At 39.0% G+C, this 23804-nt stretch carries 17 protein-coding genes and 7 tRNA genes; 12 read left to right on the forward strand and 12 right to left on the reverse strand.

The genetic code is table 11. The features are described from left to right. Nucleotides 1-175: 175 nt before the first annotated feature. Both speA and speB read left to right on the forward strand, forming a co-directional pair. Complete coding sequence (gene speA, locus AOR04_RS05975; protein WP_096792768.1) at nt 176-2089, forward strand: biosynthetic arginine decarboxylase; 1914 nt, start codon at nt 176-178, stop codon at nt 2087-2089. Nucleotides 2090-2092: 3 nt separating this feature from the next. Beyond that, on the forward strand, nt 2093-3016 hold the full coding sequence (gene speB, locus AOR04_RS05980; protein WP_024597470.1) for an agmatinase: 924 nt from the start codon (nt 2093-2095) through the stop codon (nt 3014-3016). 55 nt (nt 3017-3071) lie between these two features. Here the strand turns inward: speB and AOR04_RS05985 are convergent, their stop codons facing one another. The 3 genes from AOR04_RS05985 to AOR04_RS05995 all read right to left on the reverse strand — a co-directional run bounded on the left by AOR04_RS05985 (nt 3072) and on the right by AOR04_RS05995 (nt 5758). After that, nucleotides 3072-3437, reverse strand: coding sequence for a DoxX-like family protein (locus AOR04_RS05985; RefSeq protein WP_232525531.1), 366 nt, complete (start codon nt 3435-3437; stop codon nt 3072-3074). Nucleotides 3438-3616: 179 nt separating this feature from the next. Then, nucleotides 3617-4639 (reverse strand): M48 family metallopeptidase, encoded by a 1023-nt coding sequence (locus tag AOR04_RS05990; protein WP_096792770.1) that lies wholly within the window; start codon nt 4637-4639, stop codon nt 3617-3619. Nucleotides 4640-4648: 9 nt separating this feature from the next. Continuing rightward, the gene (locus AOR04_RS05995) at nt 4649-5758 is read right to left on the reverse strand and encodes a YjgN family protein (protein ID WP_008138245.1); all 1110 of its coding nucleotides are present in this window, start codon (nt 5756-5758) and stop codon (nt 4649-4651) included. A gap of 393 nt (nt 5759-6151) precedes the next feature. Between AOR04_RS05995 and AOR04_RS06000 the strand changes: the two genes are divergently transcribed. The 10 genes from AOR04_RS06000 (at nt 6152) to msrB (ending at nt 18208) form a co-directional block, all read left to right on the forward strand. Continuing rightward, nucleotides 6152-6355: a DUF1656 domain-containing protein gene (locus AOR04_RS06000; protein WP_096792771.1), complete on the forward strand. Its 204-nt coding sequence runs from the start codon at nt 6152-6154 to the stop codon at nt 6353-6355. A gap of 168 nt (nt 6356-6523) precedes the next feature. Next, nucleotides 6524-7384, forward strand: coding sequence for an efflux RND transporter periplasmic adaptor subunit (locus tag AOR04_RS06005; protein ID WP_096792772.1), 861 nt, complete (start codon nt 6524-6526; stop codon nt 7382-7384). Between the two features lie 10 nt (nt 7385-7394). Then, nucleotides 7395-9431 carry an FUSC family protein gene (locus AOR04_RS06010; RefSeq protein WP_096792773.1) on the forward strand — a complete coding sequence of 679 codons (2037 nt, stop codon included), beginning with the start codon at nt 7395-7397 and terminating at the stop codon, nt 9429-9431. A 76-nt stretch (nt 9432-9507) separates the two neighbouring features. Continuing rightward, nucleotides 9508-10239 carry an RNA methyltransferase gene (locus tag AOR04_RS06015; RefSeq protein WP_096792774.1) on the forward strand — a complete coding sequence of 244 codons (732 nt, stop codon included), beginning with the start codon at nt 9508-9510 and terminating at the stop codon, nt 10237-10239. A 67-nt stretch (nt 10240-10306) separates the two neighbouring features. Next, nucleotides 10307-13708, forward strand: a complete 3402-nt coding sequence (locus AOR04_RS06020) for a chromosome segregation SMC family protein (RefSeq protein ID WP_096792775.1) — start codon at nt 10307-10309, stop codon at nt 13706-13708. 74 nt (nt 13709-13782) lie between these two features. Further along, the gene (gene zipA / locus AOR04_RS06025; RefSeq protein ID WP_008138233.1) at nt 13783-14550 is read left to right on the forward strand and encodes a cell division protein ZipA; all 768 of its coding nucleotides are present in this window, start codon (nt 13783-13785) and stop codon (nt 14548-14550) included. 80 nt (nt 14551-14630) lie between these two features. Continuing rightward, nucleotides 14631-16649 (forward strand): NAD-dependent DNA ligase LigA, encoded by a 2019-nt coding sequence (gene ligA / locus AOR04_RS06030; protein ID WP_033040369.1) that lies wholly within the window; start codon nt 14631-14633, stop codon nt 16647-16649. Between the two features lie 10 nt (nt 16650-16659). Then, nucleotides 16660-17178, forward strand: coding sequence for a DUF2919 domain-containing protein (locus AOR04_RS06035; protein WP_008138231.1), 519 nt, complete (start codon nt 16660-16662; stop codon nt 17176-17178). A gap of 2 nt (nt 17179-17180) precedes the next feature. Next, nucleotides 17181-17621 (forward strand): hypothetical protein, encoded by a 441-nt coding sequence (locus AOR04_RS06040; protein ID WP_007378088.1) that lies wholly within the window; start codon nt 17181-17183, stop codon nt 17619-17621. A 146-nt stretch (nt 17622-17767) separates the two neighbouring features. After that, entirely contained in the window at nt 17768-18208 is a 441-nt protein-coding gene (gene msrB, locus AOR04_RS06045) for a peptide-methionine (R)-S-oxide reductase MsrB (RefSeq protein ID WP_007378087.1), read from the forward strand. Here msrB and AOR04_RS06050 read toward each other — a convergent pair. The 9 genes from AOR04_RS06050 to AOR04_RS06090 all read right to left on the reverse strand — a co-directional run bounded on the left by AOR04_RS06050 (nt 18205) and on the right by AOR04_RS06090 (nt 23409). Continuing rightward, the gene (locus tag AOR04_RS06050; RefSeq protein ID WP_096792776.1) at nt 18205-19842 is read right to left on the reverse strand and encodes a response regulator; all 1638 of its coding nucleotides are present in this window, start codon (nt 19840-19842) and stop codon (nt 18205-18207) included. The genes msrB and AOR04_RS06050 overlap by 4 nt on opposite strands. A gap of 420 nt (nt 19843-20262) precedes the next feature. After that, nucleotides 20263-20338, reverse strand: a tRNA-Val gene (locus tag AOR04_RS06055). Nucleotides 20339-20399: 61 nt separating this feature from the next. After that, a tRNA-Val gene (locus AOR04_RS06060) sits at nt 20400-20475 on the reverse strand. Between the two features lie 32 nt (nt 20476-20507). Further along, nucleotides 20508-20583 (reverse strand) — tRNA-Val (locus tag AOR04_RS06065). A 48-nt stretch (nt 20584-20631) separates the two neighbouring features. Further along, nucleotides 20632-20707: transfer RNA gene (locus AOR04_RS06070), tRNA-Val, on the reverse strand. 139 nt (nt 20708-20846) lie between these two features. Next, nucleotides 20847-20922 (reverse strand) — tRNA-Val (locus AOR04_RS06075). A 155-nt stretch (nt 20923-21077) separates the two neighbouring features. Further along, nucleotides 21078-21153 (reverse strand) — tRNA-Val (locus tag AOR04_RS06080). Nucleotides 21154-21303: 150 nt separating this feature from the next. Next, nucleotides 21304-21379 (reverse strand) — tRNA-Val (locus AOR04_RS06085). 614 nt (nt 21380-21993) lie between these two features. Further along, complete coding sequence (locus tag AOR04_RS06090) at nt 21994-23409, reverse strand: IS4 family transposase (RefSeq protein ID WP_096792777.1); 1416 nt, start codon at nt 23407-23409, stop codon at nt 21994-21996. Nucleotides 23410-23804: the final 395 nt, after the last annotated feature.

Here is a 23804-nt window from a genome sequence, read left to right on the forward strand (position 1 = left end):
AAATCATCAAAGTCCTGTTTTATATATGCTAGCGGGCAATAGTTGTTTGGTTATTTTTTTAACATCAAAAATCACTCGTTACGAGTAAAAATACTTGTTGGACTTGAATCTCTATTTTTCTTTTAATGCGCGGCACTAGCCGAGTCGGCGTTAATTAAATAAAAGAGAAAGATAAATGAAAGAAACAACATCACTAGAACAAGCTCGTACGAGCTACAATGTTCGTCATTGGAGCCAAGGTTTTTTTGGTATTAATGATCAAGGTGATGTGTATGTTGCGCCCAAGGCTCATGCCCCAGAGCAAACCATTGCATTAACTGATATCGCAAAGCAGCTCCAAGATAAAGGTTTAAGCTTACCTGCTTTAGTTCGTTTCCCGCAAATTTTACACCATCGTGTACACAGCTTATGCGGCGCATTTAATACTGCGATTGAAAACTATGGTTACCCTAAAGACTACCTATTAGTTTACCCAATAAAAGTAAACCAACAACGTGAAGTGGTTGAAGAAATAGTAGCAAGCCAAGCACAAGTAGAAAAAAAACAACTTGGTTTAGAAGCAGGCAGCAAGCCTGAATTACTAACGGTACTAGCACTGGCTGAAAAAACCAGCGCTGTTATTGTATGTAACGGCTACAAAGATAAAGAGTACGTACGTTTAGCACTTATTGGCGAAAAGCTAGGTCATAAAGTGTATATCGTACTTGAAAAGCTTTCTGAGCTAGACATGGTGCTTAGCCAAGCAAAAGAGCTTAACGTAAAACCACGCATTGGTATTCGTGTACGTTTAGCGTCGCAAGGTAAAGGTAAGTGGCAAGCGAGTGGCGGCGAAAAATCAAAATTTGGTTTATCTGCATCGCAAGTTTTACATGTAGTTAATCGTTTAAAAGGCGCAAACCAGCTTGATTTATTGCAGCTTGTGCATTTTCACTTAGGGTCACAAATGGCGAACATTCGTGACGTACGTTTAGGTGTAAGCGAAGCTGCGCGTTTTTACTGTGAGCTACGTAAACTAGGCGCAGAAATTGAGTGTCTTGATGTAGGCGGTGGTTTAGCTGTTGATTACGACGGCACACGTAGCCAGTCGCATAACTCTATGAATTACAGCTTAGCTGAATATGCGAATAACATTGTGTACACCATTGGTGATACATGTAAGCAATATGAGCAACCAATGCCGACTATTATTTCTGAGTCAGGTCGTGCGCTTACGGCGCATCATGCTGTGCTTATTTCTAATGTTATTGGTACTGAAAGTTACACGCCAGAAGAGTTAGTAGCGCCAGCGGCAGATGCACCTCTGTTATTAAAAAATATGTGGGCATCGTTTGTACAGCTAACTGATTTAACGGATGACCGTGCGTTAATTGAGATTTATCACGACAGCCAAGGTGACTTAGCTGAAGCGCATAACCAATTTGCACTCGGGTTACTTGATTTATCGCAACGTGCATGGGCTGAACAAATTAATATCCGTATTTGTTATGAACTCAACAAGCACATGGATAATAAAAACCGTTTTCATCGTCCGATTATTGACGAGTTAAACGTACGTTTAGCCGATAAGTTTTTTGTAAACTTCTCGTTATTTCAATCGCTTCCAGATGCATGGGGCATTGATCAAGTGTTTCCGGTATTGCCATTAAGTGGCTTAACTGAAGCACCAAAAAAACGTGCCGTATTACTTGATATAACCTGTGATTCAGATGGCGCACTTGAGCATTACGTAGATGGACAAGGTATTGAAAGCACATTACCTGTACCAGAATTTAGTGCTGATAAACCTTATTTAATGGGCTTTTTCTTGGTGGGTGCTTATCAAGAAATTTTAGGTGATATGCATAACTTGTTTGGTGATACGCACAGCGCAATTGTTAATATGGATGAGCAAGGCGTTGCAAGTATTACCGAGATAAACCAAGGTGACACTGTTGCCGATATGATGCGCTATGTACATTTAGATGTTGAAAGTTTTCAGCAATCATACGAGCAGTTAGTAAGCACTAAAATTGAAAAACACGAACAGCAAAGCGTTTTAGACGAGTTGCAAAGCGGCCTTGATGGCTACACTTATTTAGAAGAGTTATAAGCAATGTCAACTTTGTTTGGTCACGCAGATCACTCATTGTACTCAAATGGGATGACGTTTTTACGTCGTCCTATGGTGCAAAACATTAATGCAATTGATGCAGACGTAGTGGTTTTAGGCTTACCATTTGATTTAGCGACCTCGGGCCGCCCTGGTGCGCGCTTAGGCCCTGATGCAATTCGTCGTGCATCGGTTCATTTAGCATGGGAAGACACTAAATATCCGTGGACTTTCCCGTTGTTTGAGCGCTTAAAAGTGGCAGATGCAGGGGACTTTACTTACCCTGTCGGGGATCCTGAGTATTTTACTGCGCAACTAGAAATGGCTGCTGATCAAATACTTCGCCAAGGTAAAACACTATTAGGTTTAGGGGGCGATCACTTTGTAACGCTTCCGCTATTACGTGCTCATGCAAAAATACATGGCAAAATGGCGTTAGTGCATTTTGATGCGCACACCGATACCTATAGCAATGGCTCGCGTTTTGATCACGGCACTATGTTTTATCATGCACCAATGGAAGGGCTGATTGATGTTGAGCACAGTATACAAATAGGTATCCGTACAGACTTTGATCAAAGTAAACATGAGTTTGCTGTGATTGATGCAATGCAAGCCAACGATTTACATGCTAATGATATTGCAGCGCAAATACTTGAGCGAGTAGGAGACCTACCTGTTTACTTAACGTTTGATATAGATTGTTTAGATCCTGCGTTTGCGCCTGGTACAGGCACTCCTGTGTGTGGTGGTTTAACGTCAGATAAAGTACTTAAAGTACTGCGTGCGCTTAAAGGCATAAACATGGTAGGTATGGATGTGGTAGAAGTATCACCTTCGTACGACCAAAGTGAGCTTACCGCTATTGCCGCAGCAACCATTGCGAGCGAATTACTGCATTTGTGGACGCATAAAAATAAGTACTAATTATATAACTTAAGTACTACAAAAAAGGGTATGCGCTTGCATACCCTTTTTTTATTTAGAGGTATCGATTATTCAACTGCTTAATTTCTTTTAACCAAATAACGCTTAGCCCAATAAGAGGCAGGTTAGTAGTTACAGGGTTAAATGCTTCAATAAGCAATTGTGGCTGCACTGCAACTACAGCGAGTAGAAGGCCAATTAATGCTAAAATATTTAAAATTACTAGGTGTTTATTTTTATAAAACACAAATAAACACAAGCCAAATATAATTTCGCCGACTCCCGCTGAACGTGTAATTAAATCAGACACTTCTGCTGAAAAACCAGCACTGCCAGTCATTAATTTTTCAAGTGGAGCTACGTGATAAAGCTTTGGGAAAAAGCCGTGAATGATACTAACCCAAATAACTATTTGAACAATTTAACGATCTAAATCAATTACTAACGTCGTTAAAAAACTTTTATTTAGAACCACTAAACACAAAGTTTTTTGCCTAGTTACTAAATGATTTATTTAACGTTAAAATAGCCCCCATAGTTAATTGAATTAGTATATCCAACTTAAACTCACTGTAGCGAGCAAGTTGAATATAACCGCGATTATTTCCTAGCATTGTCAATACGCTCTTGTGCACTTGGGTGGCTAGATAAGTACTCTAATAAGTTATTCACTTTTTCGAGGTGCTCGTTTTCGCTAGTATGACTTTCTTGCAGGGCTTCTATTGCATCAGCAAAGTCATTACTCGAATACCCAAGCGACTCTAATTGAGTGAGTGCAAAGGTATCTGCCTCGCGTTCCATATCTCGTGAAAACCCTTGCTGAGCAAACGATGCACCTGTACCTAACGCAACTTCTGCAACCCCCTCTAAATCACCAAATATAACCGCTAACACAATAGTACTTGCGGCAGATTGTGCTGTAATGCGTACGCTATGCTGGTGGACTACATGGCCCATTTCGTGTAGCAATACCGCTTTTAGTGCATTGGGTTTATCGGCAAGTAAATTTGCTAAATCATCGGTGACCACGATACGGCCATGGGGTAGTGCAAACGCGTTAGCACCAAAGCTGCCTGATTTATAAAACGATAATCTATAAACCGATTGATCAAGCGATAACGCATTAAGCATACTTGTAAAATGTGCTTGTACTTTAGCTTGCTGCTCTGCGGGCAGCTCACTTGGGTCAAGCGCAATCTTTTTAATTAGTGTAAAGCTTTGCTCCCCCATTTGTTCCACAACATTACGTGGCAGAGTATCAACACTGTAAACAGCAATGGCGGGTACTGCTTTATAAAGTACTAACCACATAAAAAGTGGTGTAAATATGACTGCGGCTAAAATTACCCATTTACTTTTTTCAAGGCGCTCCATTATGTGATGGTTATTTTCTTTAAATGGCCATCTGTAATTTACATCAAGAGGGATAAAACGACTGCCATCTTCAAAGTTTAGTTCGTCGGCAAGTCCGGCCATTCCCGAACTTAAATTAAGACTTGAGATTGCGTGGCGAGCTATAACGTGTTCATCGTTGATAATTTCAATGTGTGTGTCGCTAATAGTTGCAACACACACCTGATAATTACTCGATGCGATGGGAAAAAAATGTCCCTTTACATGCATAGTGAGCTCTTAAGTTAGAGAAAGGTCAATATCAAATACGTTTGCAGCTTCTTCAGCAAATGATGATTGCTGTTCTTGCGCGGTATCGATTAGGTTTAATGCACCAGGATAAATAGTGACGTTAGTTACATCAGCGAGCATTTTTGATGTACGTACTTTTGTCCATGGGTATGCAAGGCCTAGCGAAAATACGATAGCCAACATATTAGTTAATAGTAAAACAGCGAAAGGAATTGGTTTTAGCTCTGATTTAAATGTGGCAACGCCTTCAAAATGGCTGTTATCAAAAATGTGATTTCTAATAGCGGCGTGCCATACAGCAGAAACAATGGCAATCATTAGTACATAGGCAATCATCATAAAGATAGGAAGCATAACCATAGCAGCGGAGTTTTCTAAATTTTGTTGATTTTCAACATCTATTAAGTTGAGGCCAAATAACCCTAAAATTCCCATAAAGAGCACCATGGTGATAGAGCTCACTACAAAACAAATAAGCGCTGTTAGGTAATAGGTTTCGCCTTTTAGGTTTACAGTAAGTGGTTTGTCACCGTAACTAATATTGCTATGGATATAGCTATCAATACGTTTTATAACATAAGGCATTAATAAATAAAGCGTAAATATGCTGGCGATAGGCAAAAGTATAAAGTTAATAAAGGCTTCGCCGTAATTGCCTTTAAAAGTAAAACGAACATTACGATGGCGCGTCATACGCAGATTAAAACGTAAACCTTGATTAATAATCCATGGCATTAAAAAGATAAAACCAAGAGCAATAAACAGCCCCAAAATAGGCAAAAAGCTAATAGAGAATGTGTAAATAAAAAATACAACAACCGCTAAAATCCGACCTTTTAAAATTTGTATTGGTGTTGCTAGGTAGTCAAAGCTATGACCATCTATACGAGTGTGGCCGTAAAAATAGCGATGCGTACGTACTTTAGCCCACGCTGAATATATGCCAAGCGTAATAACGCTAAGTAATATATTTACAATCCAAATTCCAAAAAACTCACCGCCTTTACCACTAAATTGCACTTTTCCGCTAAAAATTGGTTCAGCAGGCTCATTTATTGGTGGGCTTGTTTCAGAGAGGGTAGGGTGTATTGATTCCATTAAAATTATGTCCATATTTTTTTTGTTAATTTACCTATTTTTAGCGCAATATTCAATATTTATAATTATTTAAGTTCCCTATAAGTAGCTGCAAATAAACGTTTTTTAGGTATTTAGTTAAGTTAATCCACTACTTTTTATAAATAAATCTCGTTGATTTGCCTATTTAGCTAGCAACTAAGGTATTTAGCTTTTTAATATGCGATTTGGCTACTATACATAGTTAATACTGCTTAAATGTAATGGCATTAATTATGTATTAAGCACACCTAAGTACAATAAACGCAATTGATTTATATGCCAAAATAATAGACTGTAATAGTAGTGGGGATGTAAATTTATTTAGGTTTTACAGCTTTTATCACCGCTTTAAATAACATTAGGATATTTATTATGTTTCAAGCAGTCGTGTTAGGGGGATTAGAATTTAGTCCGCTGATAGTTTACTTCCCAATTGCATTTATTTTAACGGCGTTGACTCGTTTTGTTTTGCATCAATTAGATTGGCACGATCGTATTTGGAAAGTGGCTTGGTTTGAAGTGTCACTATTTGTTTGTTACTTGGCACTCGCCGTCTATTTATACCAATCTGTTTAATTAAGTGAGCTATTTTGAGGCAAGAAAACCGTGTCGATAACAAGGCAAAAACTTCGTTATTTAGTTGTTCTATATCAGAAATTTTTAACACAGTTAGCGTCAGGTTTAAGCCCTCAAATTACTCAAGTATTATTGCGGGTTGGTATTACTAAGTGGAAGATAAATTGAATGATTAAATATCTGCGTATTACTTTTACTATCTTGGTTGTTATAGCCGCGGTTTTTGCTGGGCGTTGGGTATGGACTGACTACATGCATACTCCATGGACGCGTGATGGGCGTATTCGAGCCGATATTGTCACGGTTGCTCCAGACGTGTCGGGTTGGGTAACTGCTTTAAATATTAAAGATGGTCAAAACGTACAAAAAGGCGAAGTACTTTTTAATGTTGATAAAAAGCGTTATCAAGCAGCGCTTGATAAAAGTAAAGCAAACACAGAAAACGCATTGTATACATGGGAACTTGCCAAGCACAAATACGAAAGACGTGTTGAGCTAAACACTCAACAGGCAATTAGTGAAGAAACTTTAGAATCAACTCGTATTAATACTAAAATTGCTGAAGCAAATTATAACCTAGCTAAAACAGAGCAAACAATTGCGCAGTTAAATGTTGATAGAACTAAAATTGTTGCGCCTGCATCAGGGCAAATAATTAATCTGAATTTACGCCAAGGTAACTATGTAGCTCAAGGCACACCTGTGTTTGCTATTGTTCAGTCAGATTCATTTTATGTAACGGGTTACTTTGAAGAGAGTAAAATACCGCTTATTTATCCTGATCAAAAAGCTCAAATAGCCCTTTTAAGTGGTGGTAAGCAATTAACAGGGCATGTAGTGAGTGTAGGTAAAGCAATTGCAAATACGAATACACAAAGTAACGGACAACTTTTACCGCAAGTGCAACAAACATTTAATTGGGTACGTTTATCACAGCGTATACCTGTTGATATTAAGTTAGATTCATTGCCCGAAAATACACAGCTTAGCGCAGGAATGACCGCCACTATACATCTCGCTACGCGCTAAGGGGAATACAGTGGGCGTTGTATTACAAAATTTGTTTTTTCCTAAAAAACAGGCAATTATTTTTGCGACTAAGGGCGTTATAGCCATGGTGATGGCGCTGACTATTGCTATGTCGCTTAATCTTGAAAGGCCTTATTGGGCGTTAGTCTCGGCTATATTTTTGCAATTACGCCCGCAAAGCGGATTAGTTATTGAAAAAGCAATTTGCCAAATAATAGGCACCATAGTGGGTGGTTTATTTGGCATATTGCTTTTAACTCAGCTAATTCTTTACCCTTATTTAGCGCTCGGTGCACTTGCATTATGGTTGGGGGTAAACTCTGCGTTATCGGCAATGGTACGCCAAGCAAACTTTGTGTATGCGTTTGCTATGGCCGGTGTAACAGCCGCTATTATTGTACTTTTAGTCATGGTTACTCCGGCAATGGTGAGCAGCCAAAGTATATTTGATATTGCACAAGCGCGAGTAAGCGAAATAATAATAGGTTCTGTATGTGCTGGGCTTGTGAGTCATCTATTTTGGCCTGTAAAGGTTAAACATTTACTGCAAGTACAAGCACGGTCAGTTATAAATCAAACGTTACATTATTTAGTTATTGAGCTTGATTCTAAGGGCTCGCACGAAAATCGCCATCAGCAAATAGATGGCATTATGGCAACATTGGGATCAATAAACGAAGATTCCAGCGCAGTAAGGTACGAAGGACCAAAAGGTCCAGGGCGCTCGCGTGCTGCAAATCAGTTGTCGCAAAAAGTACTTTCTTTATTGGCCTTAATTCAAATAATTGGCCGTCTACAGCGAAACCACGAAGATCTTATTACACCTACTTTAGATAAATTAATAACTCAACTTAAGCGGGTATTTGCGCAAATTAAAGAGTCTGACGATTTTGATTACTGCGCCGAACAAGTTAAAACGCTGCGTAAAGAGCTAACCGACTATAGAGCAAATACGGTGTGTGATTCGCCATTTGAATCTCACATGCTCAATGTGAGCTTAGAAGTAGCAGCCGACTTAACAATTTTACTACGCGCATACAGAGCGTTAGAAGAGCGTGATAAAACATTATTAAATGCACCGAGTATGCTTACATATCGTGACCCATTAGCTGGCATTATTGTTGGATTTAGAACTGCTTTGGTGTTTTCTATCGGCGCATTTATTTGGATTAATACAGGCTCTTCTGCTGCATTATTAATTATGATTTTACCGGTCATATTTTCGATAATGTTGGCGAGAATACCGTTAGCTATTTTACAGGTGGTAATAAAGCGTTTATTGGTAGGCGTGGTGGTTGCTGCTATTGTAACTATTTTTTACGCACTCAATTTATTATCACAAAGTGGTGGGCAATTAGAAATATTGCTACTTGTATTAGCAGGGCCTTATTTTTTGGGTTTACTGCTGCTAGCTGATCAACAAACATTGCCATATGGCTTGGGGTTTTGTATCCCATTTACGATTTTGGTAAGACCCAGTACCGATATGAGCCTTGCGTTTTCAATCGATTACACACTTAGCTCTGCAATGGCAATTTTTGCGGGGGTGAGTATTTTATTTTGGATTTTTCAGTTATTCACAGGCCCGAGTGTGCAATTACTTGTTCATCGTGTTTTTAAGGCCACTTATAAAGATTTACTCGAAATAAATAACCATCCAACCCCAAGTATTTGGTATAACCGCCGCATGGCCGATAGGTTAATTCGCTTAACTAATTACGATCAAGGTTCACACTCACGCGTAATTACTGATCTTGCACTAACCGCTCTAAATTTAGGGCATGCGTCGGTTCGATTAAACTCAATTTGTGAAAATTTGGCTGGTAATACAAAGCTAAAGTATTTAAATGAGTGGCAGCGTACATTAGCCGATGCATTTATGTTGGCAACCAAGGGCAAGTTTAATAATAAGTTTAAGCAAGCGTCAGATAATCTTTATGAGGAATTGGCTCAGACGGTTGACGATTCAAATCAATTAGAGGCAATAAAAGGCATGTTTATTCGAATTAATCTGACCTTCGAAAGAAGTGCGAGTAAGATAAATTAGCCCCATTCGCTGCTTTTCGAGTTCAGATGTTATAACGAAATCTGTTATACTTGCTGGATAATTTTATGGGGCTGTTATGATTTCAAAAAACCAACTCAAACTTATTCGCCAACTTGGCCAAAAAAAGTACCGAAAGCAATATAATCAATACCTTGTACAGGGTGAGAAAAACGTACTTGAGTTATTAAACAGCCCATTAAATGTGGTTAATATTTTTGCTACAAACGAATTTATAAATGCGTACCAAGGTAAGTATCCGCACGCTAATTTTATTGAAGCGGATGAAGAAGCCCTCACCAAAGCCAGCACGCTAGTTAGCAATAATGCAGCCATTGCTATTGTTGATATGCCAACGGCGGCTTTACCACACGCAAATGGCTTAATACTCGCACTTGATGGCGTATCAGACCCCGGTAACTTAGGCACAATAATTAGAGTAGCTGATTGGTACGGTATTAAACATATAGTAACTAGCACCGACAGCGCAGACCCTTACAACCCTAAAACAATTAGCGCTACAATGGGCTCGTTTGTAAGGGTATCGGTAAGCCAAGTAGATTTACCTGATTACTTACAGTCTTTAAATTTACCTGTTTACGGTGCTTTTTTAGATGGGCAAAGCGTGCATAAAACCCAATTTACGGGCTCAGGCGTTTTACTAATGGGCAGTGAGTCGCATGGAATACGCGAGACATGTGCAAAGTTAGTGACCGATAAAATCACCATTCCCGCTTTTGGCGGTGCAGAGTCGCTTAATGTGGCAATGGCGACCGGTATTATTTTAGATAATTTTAAACGACAAGCTTAACAATTTAACTGTTAATGAGTTAAATTGTTTGTAATCAATAACAATAATAATCGGTAATAACAATAAGATGCGCTTAAGCACTATTAAATTAGCGGGCTTTAAATCGTTTGTAGAGCCCACTAAAATTCCATTTCCTGATCAAATGACGTGTGTTGTTGGCCCCAATGGCTGTGGCAAATCTAACGTTATTGATGCAGTACGATGGGTGCTAGGTGAAAGCTCTGCTAAAAATCTGCGTGGCGACGCCATGACCGACGTTATTTTTAATGGCTCAACTAATCGTAAAGCCATATCACAAGCCTCTGTAGAGCTTGTTTTTGATAACGATAAAGGAAGTCCTTCAAACACATTTGCCGATCGAAACCAAATTGCTATTAAGCGTTTAGTAACGCGCGACGGACAGTCACTGTATTTTTTAAATGGCAGTAAATGCCGTAAACGTGATATTACCGATATATTTTTAGGCACTGGCCTTGGTCCGCGTAGTTACGCAATTATTGAGCAAGGGATGATCTCGCGCTTAATAGAGAGTAAACCACAAGAGCTGCGCGTATTTTTAGAAGAAGCCGCTGGCGTTTCTAAATACAAAGAGCGTCGCCGCGAAACACAAACTCGTATAAAAAGCACTCGCGAAAATCTTGAACGCTTGTTAGATGTGCGTAAAGAACTACAAAGCCAGCTCGATAAATTGGCTGTGCAGTCGGTTGATGCAAAAAAATACCGCGAATTAAAAGCACAAGAACGCACGCTAAAAGGCCAAATTGCGGTTTTAAAATGGCAAAAGTTACATCAGCAGCAACTTGAAAAAAGTGCCCAAATTAAAAAACTTAATGATCAAATTTTGTTTTTTAAAACCGCTAACTCAGGGCATGACGATGTACTTGCAAGCTTAGAAGGGCAAGTACAAGCTCAGCAAGATAAACTAAGCGATGCACAGCATCAGCAACATGTAATACACACAGAGCTTACTCGCGCTGAGCAACAACAAATCAATGTAAAGCAGCAAACCCAAACGCTTAAACAAAGTTTAATTAAATTACAGCAACGCCAAATTCAAAGTGCTGAGGTGAAATCGCAGCAGCAAATTGTGTGCGAGCAACTCAACGAAGCCCTGCAAGAGGCAAGTGAAAATGCCTTAATATGTGAAGAGCAAGTTAGTGGGTTAACGCATGAACTTGAGGAATTATTAGCACTTAAGCAGCGCCACCATACTCATTGGCAAGCTTTGTGTGAGCAACAGCAACAACTTAATAATAATGTGCAACTACATGGTAGTCACATTAAACAAACTCAGCAGCAAATTGATCATGTTAACGAGCAAATTGATCAGTTAACTGTTCAGCTTAGCGAGCTACAAAGTAGTGATGTAGAGCAGCAATTAACGCAGCAAAAACAGCAAACACAAACCTTAACTCAAGAACTTGCCGCTAAACAAACAGCACATACGAAGTGCACTGCTAAGCTTGAAATGCAAAATGAGCTTGTTAATAACTCACAAACACAATATTCGACGCTCACTCAAACAATAAACGAGTTAAAAGCCAGTATAACGGGGCTTAAAAGTACATTAGGGCTTGATGAAAAAAGTGAACGTACTAATGGTTTGTTTAATCAGCTAAGTGTTAAAGAGGGCTTTGAGCTTCTGATAGAGCAAGCACTTAAATCTTTAGAGCATTTAAATGTAAGTGAGCAGCAAGCTGATAACAGTGTGTGGCCAAATAGTGATAAAAGCATGCCAACAAATAGCTTAGCTACATATATAACAAGCGGTGTTTATCCAGAGCATTTAGCACGTATTGCTTATAGCAAGAGCGGTGATTTAGCAATACTAAAAGATAGTTTTTATACAGCCGTTATGGATAAAAACGGTGCTCTATATGGTCGTAATTGGCATGTAAGTGCCGAATGTAATGCAGAAAACTCATTACTGTTAAAGCATAAGCAATTGCAAGATAAAGCTCAGCAATTAAATAATACCGAGGAAGAGTTACAACAAGTAACACACACTCGTGACGAACATACAGCTGAGCAAATAAAATTAATTAACGAGCAAAGCGAGCTAAAAGAAGCCATACATGAGCTTGCGCAAAATATAGCGGTAGCCAGTACGCGCAGCGACATGCTTGTGCAGCAAGTAGCACAATTTAAGTTACAACTAGAAAAGCTACAACAACAAAAACAGCAATTAACCACTGCGCTTTTACAATTAAATACCGTGCTTGGTGAGCAAACAGAGCAATTTGAAGTGTTAAATGAGCAGCAACTTAACTTAGCGGATGAAGTAGACGCTGCAAATAGCTTGCGCTCACAAAGTGATAAAAGTTATAGCGAAGCATTAAGCATGCTTGAGCAATATAAAACACAAGCACATAAGGCAACGCTATCAGAGCAAAAGGCACGCAGTGAATGGCAGTTAAGCCAAACCAAATTGAGCCATGCAGAGCAAGAGCACGTTAGTGCATCAGAAGGTGCGCAAGAACTACTTAGTGAAATAGAAGAGCTGCTGATACCAGAGCAAGAACTTAGCGATAAAATTACGCAGCTCTTAGCACAGCATCAAAAAGGTGAGCAGGCATTAGTATTGCTACAAAAAGAATTAGCTCAGGCCAAAGAAAGCTTAAACACTAAGCAAGTAAGCCTTAAAAATTCACAAGGTGAGCTGGTGGGCTTGCAACAGCAGCACCAAAAGCTAACAATTGAAGAGCAAAGCTTACTGATAAAAGCACAAGCTGCGCTTGAACCATTAGAAGAATTAAAACAAAGCTTAAAAGCGATACTTGATGAATTACCAGATTCATTAAATTTGAGCGCAGCGCAAAATCAGTTAACCGGATTTACTAATCAGTTAGATAAATTAGGTGCAGTAAACTTAGCGGCAATAGAAGAGTTTGATTTAGCCAAAGCTCGTAGTGATTATCTTGATAATCAATTAGATGATTTAACAAAAGCGTTAAATACCCTTGAAGGTGCTATTCGTAAAATTGATATTGAGACCAAAACACGCTTTAAAGCGACGTTCGATCAAGTTAACGAAGACTTTGCTGAGCTATTTCCTAAAGTTTTTGGTGGTGGCAGTGCGTATTTAGAATTAACCAGTGACGATTTACTCGAAAGTGGTGTTAGTATAATGGCACGACCACCGGGTAAGAAAAATTCAACAATTCATTTGTTAAGTGGTGGAGAAAAAGCGCTGACCGCATTATCATTAGTGTTTTCTATATTCAGGCTCAATCCAGCTCCTTTCTGTATGCTGGACGAAGTAGATGCACCACTAGATGATGCCAACGTTGTGCGTTTTTGCCGTTTGGTTGAAGAAATGTCACAATCAGTGCAGTTTATTTATATTAGTCATAATAAAATTGCGATGGAAATGGCAGGTAGATTAACAGGTGTTACTATGGCAGAACCTGGCGTATCGCGTATGGTTGCTGTAGATATAGAACAAGCTGTGCAACTTGCACACGCATAAATTTTTATAACAAGTGTATTAGTTTTTCATTAATATACAGGTTTTAGGCATATCAAATAATAAAAGGTGAGGGGATGGCCGAACAATTAAGATGGGTTTTAATCATTATCAGTGTAGTTGTCATTGGTGGTTTATTAATACATGGATTGTGGTCTGTTAGAAAAAAAGACCGCCCAGAAGTGTTAAATAACGAACGGGTTGAACCATTGCAAGAAAGTGCACCAGCTTCATCTAAATCATTTCCTACAGAGGCAGAGCTAAAAGAGCCTGTGGTAGAAGAACGTGATGAACCACAATTCGGTGAGCTTAACTTTGATGAGAATGAGCCACAAATTGATACAAGCGTACCAGCAGTGCCCATTGAAGATGACCTAGAAGTAGTTGATGATCTAGAAGCAAAAGAGCAAAATGATGAAAAATCATCTGCGCAAATGCCTGACTTTGTTATTGTGCATATTCAAATGCCAGAAGGGCTTAGCATGCAGGGCAGTAAATTATTACCAGCCGTTAACACGTTAGGTTTTAAATATTCTGAGGAAGGCTTTTTTAATCGCCACTTAGATCCGGCAGGCCAAGGCCCTGTATTATTTAGATTAGTAAATATGTACAACCCAGGTACGTTTGATATTGATAATATGGAACAGTTTAGTACCGCAGGGGTTAGCTTATTTATGACATTGCCGTGCGACGGTGACGGCCTAGCTGCATTTAACATGTTGCACAGTGCAGCTAAAAAGTTAGCTGACGAGTTTGGTGCGCAAATTTTAGATGCAGAGCGAAATGAAATGACCGTAGAACGCGTCAGGCAGTATGTTGAGCAGGTCCGTTCTTTTTCAGCGTAAATAGCGCACATATTATATTTTTATAAGCCACTGGATGATTATTCATCAAAGTGGCTTTTTTTATGTTTATTGAGGTTTAAATGTCTAGCAGCATTAGTGAGCAAGTTAATCATCTTCGTACTACATTAGAGCAACACAATTATAACTATTATGTGCTTGATACCCCCAGTATTCCTGACTCTGAATACGATAGGTTATTACGCGAACTAAGCGCACTAGAAACCGAGCACCCTGAATTTTTAACCGCCGACTCCCCAACACAAAAAGTAGGCGGTGCAGCACTGAGTAAATTTGAGCAAGTAGCGCATCAAGTACCCATGCTTTCACTTGATAACGCCTTTAGTGAAGAAGAGTTCACTGCGTTTAATCGCCGTATAAAAGAGCGTTTAATGAGTACCGATGAGCTTACTTTTTGTTGTGAGCCAAAACTTGATGGTTTAGCTGTATCAATTATTTATCGTGATGGTGTACTTGTACAAGCGGCTACGCGAGGTGATGGTTTTACCGGTGAAAACATTACTCAGAATGTAAAAACAATTCGTAATGTACCACTTAAGTTACGTGGCGATTACCCAAAAGAGCTTGAAGTGCGCGGCGAAGTATTTATGAACAGCGCCGGCTTTGACAAACTAAATTCGGAAGCGCAAAAACGTGGAGACAAAGTATTCGTTAATCCGCGTAACGCAGCGGCAGGTAGCTTACGCCAACTCGACTCTAAAATTACCGCTAAACGCCCATTGATGTTTTATGCTTACAGTACTGGACTTGTTGCTGATGGCAGCATTCCAGAGGATCACTATCAGCAACTAGAAAAGCTGACTGACTGGGGGTTGCCACTGTGCCCAGAAACAAAATTAGTTGAAGGTCCAAAAGCCGCGCTTGAGTACTACAGCGATATTTTAACGCGCCGTAGCGAGCTTAAATATGAAATTGATGGCGTAGTAATCAAAATAAACCAAAAGGCCTTACAAGAGCGTTTAGGCTTTGTAGCACGTGCTCCTCGTTGGGCTATTGCTTATAAGTTTCCGGCGCAAGAAGAAATAACTCAATTACTTGATGTTGATTTTCAAGTAGGGCGCACAGGGGCAATTACGCCAGTTGCGCGTTTAGAGCCTGTTTTTGTCGGTGGTGTAACCGTATCAAATGCAACACTTCATAATAGCGATGAAATTGCACGTTTAGGTGTAAAAGTAGGCGACACGGTTATTATTCGTCGCGCAGGAGATGTAATCCCGCAAATAACACAAGTTGTACTTGAACGCCGTCCTGATGATGCTAGAGATATTGAATTTCCAGTGACTTGTCCGATTTGTGATTCGCATATTGAAAAAGTGGAAGGTGAAGCTGTAGCCCGTTGTACTGGCGGGCTTGTGTGTCCTGCACAACGCAAACAAGCGATAAAACATTTTGCTTCACGAAAAGCGCTAGACATAGATGGCCTTGGCGATAAGATTGTTGATCAACTTGTAGATAGAGAGCTTATAAAAACGCCCGCTGATCTATTCGTTTTAAAACAAGGGCATTTTGAATCACTTGAACGTATGGGACCTAAGTCAGCTAAAAACTTAGTAACAGCACTTGATGAAGCTAAAGGCACTACGCTCGCTAAGTTTTTATACTCACTAGGTATTCGTGAAGCGGGGGAAGCGACAGCACAAAATTTAGCTAATCACTTTTTAACCCTTGAAAATGTAATTAATGCCAGCATTGATAGTTTAACGCAGGTAAGTGATGTCGGTGAAATAGTTGCAGCGCATGTTCGCGGTTTTTTTGCTGAAGAGCATAATTTAGCGGTAGTAAACGCATTAATAGAGCAAGGCGTAAATTGGCCAGCGTTAAGTGCGCCTTCTGAGGAAGAGCAACCACTCGCAGGACTTACATATGTACTTACCGGCACGCTTAATACACTTAACCGTAATGATGCTAAAGCTCGCTTGCAGCAATTAGGTGCTAAAGTCTCGGGTAGCGTATCGGCTAAAACAGATGCGTTAGTCGCAGGTGAAAAAGCAGGTTCAAAACTAACTAAAGCGCAAGATTTAGGTATCGACATACTCACGGAAGATGAATTAATTGAGCTGCTTAAAAAGCATAATGGCTAGGAAAACGACAATGAGCCGATATGGGCCAGAATACTGGGATAAGTACGGAAGTTACCGTACACCTATAGCATTTCATTTAAGTTTGCTGGTGCTTTTACGTGGCTATTTTATTTGGGTTATTGCGGCTTTAAGCCGCAGGCCTGAACTGGATTTAATGTCGTTATTTTTTAAAAATAAAAATGATTTTTTTATCGCAATAGCAATTGGAAGTATTGCAATAATACCGACTATTTTATTTTGTTTACGTCGGCCGCGAGACTCCCACAGTGCGAGCGACAGGTTAGCAAAAGTATGGCGACATATGCGCTGGCCTCTTATTTTATGTGCTGTCGTTGATTTAACATGGTTAAGTATTCAAGCCGCGCATAGCCATTATCGATTTTCATCATTTTTAGCAGTACAAATGATGATTGTTTTATGGGTATTGTGGTATTTGGTGAAAAGCCGTTATTTAACCGTTTTTTTTAATGATTGGCCTGAGCCGACAGAAAAAGCATCAGAAGAAAAAAAGCGACTTAAAAGGGATTAGTTGTGGACGCTGTAAATAAAAAAATAGCGATAGCTATATCGTTAATAGGGTTAGTGCTTATTATTTTAATGATTAGCACTGAGCTTTTAGAATTTATGTGGTTTAAAGCGTTATTTGGTTTATGGGTATTTGTTTTTTGCTCAAGCGTTTATAGGCTAACGCCTCTATTTAAATCAAGAAACCGGTTAGAGGATTTTATTCAGCGAGACGCCCAACACTTATTACTTTTTAGTTTAATGGGTTTTTTTGATAAAAAGCACGGTCCAGATTGGTTAGTAATTGAGAGTATTGAACGCATAACGACGAAGGATGACGAGCTAATAATTTACAGTAATAACGAGCGCCAAATGAGTGTTAGCTTACCTGCAAAAAAAGCAGAACTAGATAGTTTTATTAAACGAATATTTACCGACTCAGAAAAACAAAATATTACCTTTAGCTAGGAAAATCACCTTAAAACTGAACAAGTTTTAGTTTTAAACGGTCAACACTCTTTAGCTGATCTTTAGTGTATTCAATAACGTAATAACTAACCGTACTTTTTATAATTTTATTAAGTACGGTTAATTAACTATTCAATGAGGTTATCATGTTGAAGTGGAATGATGTTATTAACTTTGCCACCAACGGCAATCCTACTCCAAGTAAAAAAGTAGTCAAAACGGACGAGCAGTGGCGGATGCAACTATCAGAAGATGAGTATTACATAACACGTAAAAAGGGAACCGAACGTCCAAGTAGTTCTGGTAGTTGCACATTATTGGAACCTGGTAAGTATGTGTGTATTTGCTGCGATAATTTATTGTTTGATGCAGATGAAAAGTTCGATAGTGGCACTGGTTGGCCGTCATTTACACAACCGGCGACAATTGAAGCAATTGGCTACGTAAGTGATACAAGTCATGGTATGGAGCGCATAGAGGTGGTTTGCAACGTGTGTGATTCACATTTAGGCCATATTTTCCCTGATGGTCCATTACCGACCGGTCTACGCTATTGCGTTAATGCGGCATCAATGAAAAAGCTTTAACTTCCAATATCTAAATTCATTTCTTTTGCTATGTGCAAAATTTTATCTAACCGCTGCGTCTGATCTGCTGGTAATTGAGTTTTGGTAAGTAAGGCGTAGCATTTTTTAGCAAGTTCAAGGTTAAATGAGCCATTGTGTTGCTTAGTGGAATCAAATAAACACTGCAATAAATTAAGCGCAATACTCTGATTACGAGGCATAACCCTAAATGCTTGCGTAAAAGCTTCAAGTGCAGTGTTTAACTGTCCTCTATTAAATTGAGTAACAGCATGGTTGTTGAGCTCCTTTGGCCCCATTTTAATATCGCGTCGCTCACTTTGCTGTTGCTGGATATAACGTAAGTAAGTTGTGTCGCTAACACTTGGATGGCGTTCACAGTGTCCAATAATTTGAGTGAAGAGAGTTTGCGCTTTTTGATGAAAGCCCAGCTCATGGAACGCTTTCGCTTTATCAAGTGCACCATCGACAGAGCGAATATGTGTATCATCATCTTCGAGTTGCTCAATGAGTTTTTTCGCTTTTTTATGCTCATCTTTTAAATAATGAAGCCGTGCGTTAAGCACATCAATTTGAGCTTGATTGGCATTGTTAGGAAACTGCTTTTTTAAATCGCTTATATATTGATTAGTTTGTCTAGATATTCTCTGTATTTGATCTGTTTGATCTGTTGTTAATGCAAAGTCGATACCGGCACGTGCAGCATTTAAATACACATCGGGGTGGTCATGTATTGAGTGCTTTGCAAAACTTGCAATGTCTTTTTGAGTTAAGTAGCTTTTTTCGTAGTCGTGATTAATTAATGACACATTACTTAGTGATTTTTGGCGTGAAATATTTCGCGGTGCAATGTCGGCTGCTTGGCTTAAAAAACTTTGCGCTAGTTCAAACTGATTAAGTTTTATTTCTAAACGGCCGAGTAAATCAAGCGCAACTAATCGAGTTTCTTGTCGTTCAAGCATCGTTTTTAGCATACGCTGAGCTAAAATATGTTCATTATTTGCTATAAGTGCTTCTACTAAACCTACTTTTGCCCAAGCAAATTTTTGTATATCGAGAACAGATTTAAAAAAGTCTTTTGCATTTTCGCTGCGATTTAAACGAAGAAGAGCATCACCTTTTAAACGCAGTAAGATAGGGCTATAACTATTGTTTTTTTTATTTAGAACGGTGTCGATGTATTTAATTGCTTTTGAATCGTTACCATCATCAATTAGAGTATAAACCGTTTGCAAATCGTGTTTGCGTCTTAAAATACGCTCAATACGTACTTGTAGTTCCTGAACGGTAAAAGGTTTCACTAAAAAATCATCAGGTTGTAACTCAAGAACACTATGAACTAGCGAGCCATTTGTTTCAGCAGATATAAAAATGAAGCCTGTAGAGCTTTTTATGAGGTGCTTAACACGTAACTCTTCGTAAAGTTGGTAGCCGTCTTGTTGTTTGCTTAAATTAAATGAACAAACGATCAAATCAAATTCTTCACTTAAACACTGCTCTTTTGCTGAGTTTGCATGATCAGCGAAGTGCAATTGCTGAAAGCCAAGCCTTTCTAACGATTGTTTCATATAGCTTTGAGCAAGTGGTTGCTCCTCGACTATAAGTATTTTTGCTTTTGAATAAATCTTAGTTGGCATTGGCTTAACAGTTATTATGTTTAGTACTGACTATAATCAACAGTTTAGCTGCTTACAAGAAAATTCAAATGATAGCAGTATTTATTAGGTATTTAACTTTTCCTAATACGTTTTTGCTAACTATAAAAGCAAGGATCTAAATAACATAATTAAATGATGAGTGTTTTGATATGAAAATTTATATTTTTAAAGAAACTATCGAATGGGATTTATGTGTGATGGTTGATTACTTGGCTTGATACCTGTGACCCTCGCCATTATTTGTAAAGGGTGGCGATGCTCTTTTTCTTACGGCTAAGTTAATTACATACGACTTATATATTGAGTTTTTATAAAGTTCTTAAATGTATTTAATATGGGAAGAAAGAGTTATTACTAGAGAAGTTATTATTAAAGGAGTTATCTAATAGTACTTATATGTGGTGGGTGATACTGGACTTGAACCAGTGACCCTCGCCTTGTAAGGGCGATGCTCTCCCAACTGAGCTAATCACCCACATATAATAGGTATGCCTGTTATTTAATTCTTTGTTATCAATTAACCGCTTGATGTAATTTGGTGGGTGATACTGGACTTGAACCAGTGACCCTCGCCTTGTAAGGGCGATGCTCTCCCAACTGAGCTAATCACCCAAATTACATTTTAATATGCACCATTCTAGGAATGGTGGGTCGTACTGGACTTGAACCAGTGACCCTCGCCTTGTAAGGGCGATGCTCTCCCAACTGAGCTAACGACCCATATTAAATTTTAAAACGCGACTATTAACATAATAATAGGTTTATATGTGGTGGGTGATACTGGACTTGAACCAGTGACCCTCGCCTTGTAAGGGCGATGCTCTCCCAACTGAGCTAATCACCCACATATAAATTAAAACGCTACTATTAAGATAAATAGTACTGGACTTTAACCAGTGAACCTCTCCGTTACTTGTAAATAGCGGTTATGCTCTCTTTTTTCTAACTGAGCTAACGACCTGTAATATGCACCACTTAAAAAATGGTGGGTCGTACTGGACTTGAACCAGTGACCCTCGCCTTGTAAGGGCGATGCTCTCCCAACTGAGCTAACGACCCATATTACATGCTACTACCTAGATAGTACTGGACTTTAACCAGTGAACTTCGCCATCTTTTATAAAGGCGGTGATGCTCTCTTTTCTTGTAACTGAGCTAACGACCCATATAACAATTTTAAAACGCGACTATTATATAATAACAGGTTTTATATGTGGTGGGTGATACTGGACTTGAACCAGTGACCCTCGCCTTGTAAGGGCGATGCTCTCCCAACTGAGCTAATCACCCACATGTAAATTAAAACGCTACTATTAAAATAAATAGCACTGGATTTTAACCAGTGAACTTCGCCGTGGCTTGTAGGTAACGGTGATGCTCTTTTTCTAACTGAGCTAACGACTCATATAGAATTTAGATGTGAACACTTTAATTAAAAAGTGGTGGGTGATACTGGACTTGAACCAGTGACCCTCGCCTTGTAAGGGCGATGCTCTCCCAACTGAGCTAATCACCCACATCTAAACAACATTGCATTGCTGCGTTGTTGTGGGGCGCTATTATAGATAGAGTTGAAAATGTGTCAACACTTGAATGATAAAAATGTACTGAACGAAGGTTTTATAAACAACAGGATACGATTGAAGTCTATTTTATCATCAAATTTAAGGTTGCAGTTCAATTAAACACCTAAAAGTGAGCAGGGAATTGTAGTTCTATTAATCTTAAATTTAGTTTTACGATACTCATTGTTTTTTATTTGAGTCGTTTTTATGACTATGAACAAGATGAATTAGCATTAGGGCAAGTTATTTAGTGAATAGAGCGGTCCTTTAAAAATGAATTTAATCTAAACTTCCCAAAACAAATGCTATTTTCAACATTCTAAACTCTATTTTTGTACTTACTTTATTTTTATAAGCCAACCTAGCCATTTCGTAAATACGTATTCCTCACTACTAGCCTTCGGGTTAAGACTAAATAGATCACATATAACTAGGGCGTGTTGACCTTTGTGGATTCAAATTTGTCCAATCTAGGGACGATTAAATCGCGGCGCGAGGTTTGTAACCTAGTGGGCTCGGTAACTGCTCCTGCGTTACCCTAATGGCTTACATCCCTGTCTCTTGATCACAACTTTTCTGTCTGCTGAATTGATATTAACAATTCGGCAGATTCGACCATTTCTGCTAATTTCAACCACCCCTTCCAGAGTGCTTTTACGCCAACTCGACCATTTCTTTTACTGTCATACCACCCTCCCAATTTCGCTAAACTATAGTATAGCCAATGGAGAGACGGTACTTTATCCGGCAACACATCCTTTTCAACCTTTGCCCATAGTAATTTCCACGTCATCTCTTTAACACAAGTTGTACATCTCACTTCTTTGTCTAATTCACTCCTTTGCGCCATATTTTGCAGCTGTAATAACCTGACAGCAATAAACGCTTTAATGATCGCAATTCGTAAAATATTATCACTGTGCTGCAAACGTAAATCTTCTACTTCGGTTCCATCTGTTTTCCATGTTTTATGAAACTCCTCTACACGCCAGCGAAGTTCATAGTATCTTACTAATTTCTGGGCATCTTCTGCTGTATTTACGGGCTCTGTCGTATATAAAATCCAACATAATGGATTTTTTTGCGTACTTTCTTTTTCCTGACAGACAATGACATTGACGCTCAATGTCGGTGATTCTTGCCCTTGTACTCGCTTAGGCTTGGCGAGTGTTATAGGTTGATAGCTCAATGTAATTCGGGCCTGACGCGCTTTTCTTCCCGCACGTTGCGCTATATTAATAGTGTAACAACACTGACCCTGCGCTGTTTCTATTAACTGATTGAGATTGCATTGAGGCTCTATTAATTTTCTATTTTCTTTTGCTCTGACTAAAAATCGATGCCCTTCATCTTTTTGGTAAGTCATGTACTCATAAATGTCAGCTTCTCTGTCGCAGATGTTAAGTATATTTGATAATTCACCTGTACGTTTTTTTATATCCATTAATGTTTGTTGCCAGCGATAGCTTTCTTTCTCTTCGTAAGGGCGTTGCTGTTGTTGATCTTTAGTCCCTTTAACCTTTGATTTCCTAAACCAATAGTACTGGTCGAGTAAACCAATAACGTGCTCCGTATCTGCATCAATTGCTAAAGTTGAATACGCATATAGCGTTCTTGTTTTTGATGGTTTTCCTAATGTATTTGTACAGTTCACATCGCCTAATTCTTTGCAAACACTGTGTTTAAATGTCAATCCTGTCGTATCTTGGATAGCGAGAACCAAAGGCAACTGCTTTACCGCTTCACTCGTTTGTGAGAATCCTGAATAGGCAATCGCTTGAGGGGATATTTTCTCATTTCTAATGAAACGATAAGCGGCTTCAATTTTTGCGGGTGTATCAGAAGCCTTAACAATTGAGCTGTCTGCATTCTCAGCCATATCGCTTGCTAGTAGAGCTAATCGTCGGGTGCGTCTCGGATCTCCTAAATTAGCGTTACCAAAAATTAATTGAGCCCATTCTTCAGAAGTGTTTGTGTGCATATGATAAATCTATGAGTGATGATGATCGATTAGATCACAGACTTAACGATATTCAAAGACTTGTGTATAAGAGACAGGCTTACATCCATGTAAGAATAAGTAAAAACCGAGCAAAGCTTCCGCTTCACCCACCAAAGGTCAACGCGCCCTGAAGTTTTGTAGATAGAATTACGAAGCTACAATGCTCTTTTAAAAATGCTCTTCAAACAATAATCGAATTTTTAGTACGAGTTACGCTGGTTATTAAGCAAGTAAAGGCTGCGGGTACTCTCAAACCCACACTTAAGTTTTGGTTATTATAAGCAATTGTAACTTTTAAAAGATTAAGGCGATTGGCGAGGCCTTAATTGGTAGTTTTTAGATAAGTTTAATTTGCATATAAATGTATACCTTTG

The organism is Pseudoalteromonas sp. 1_2015MBL_MicDiv (assembly GCF_002407505.1).
Lineage (GTDB): Bacteria > Pseudomonadota > Gammaproteobacteria > Enterobacterales > Alteromonadaceae > Pseudoalteromonas > Pseudoalteromonas fuliginea.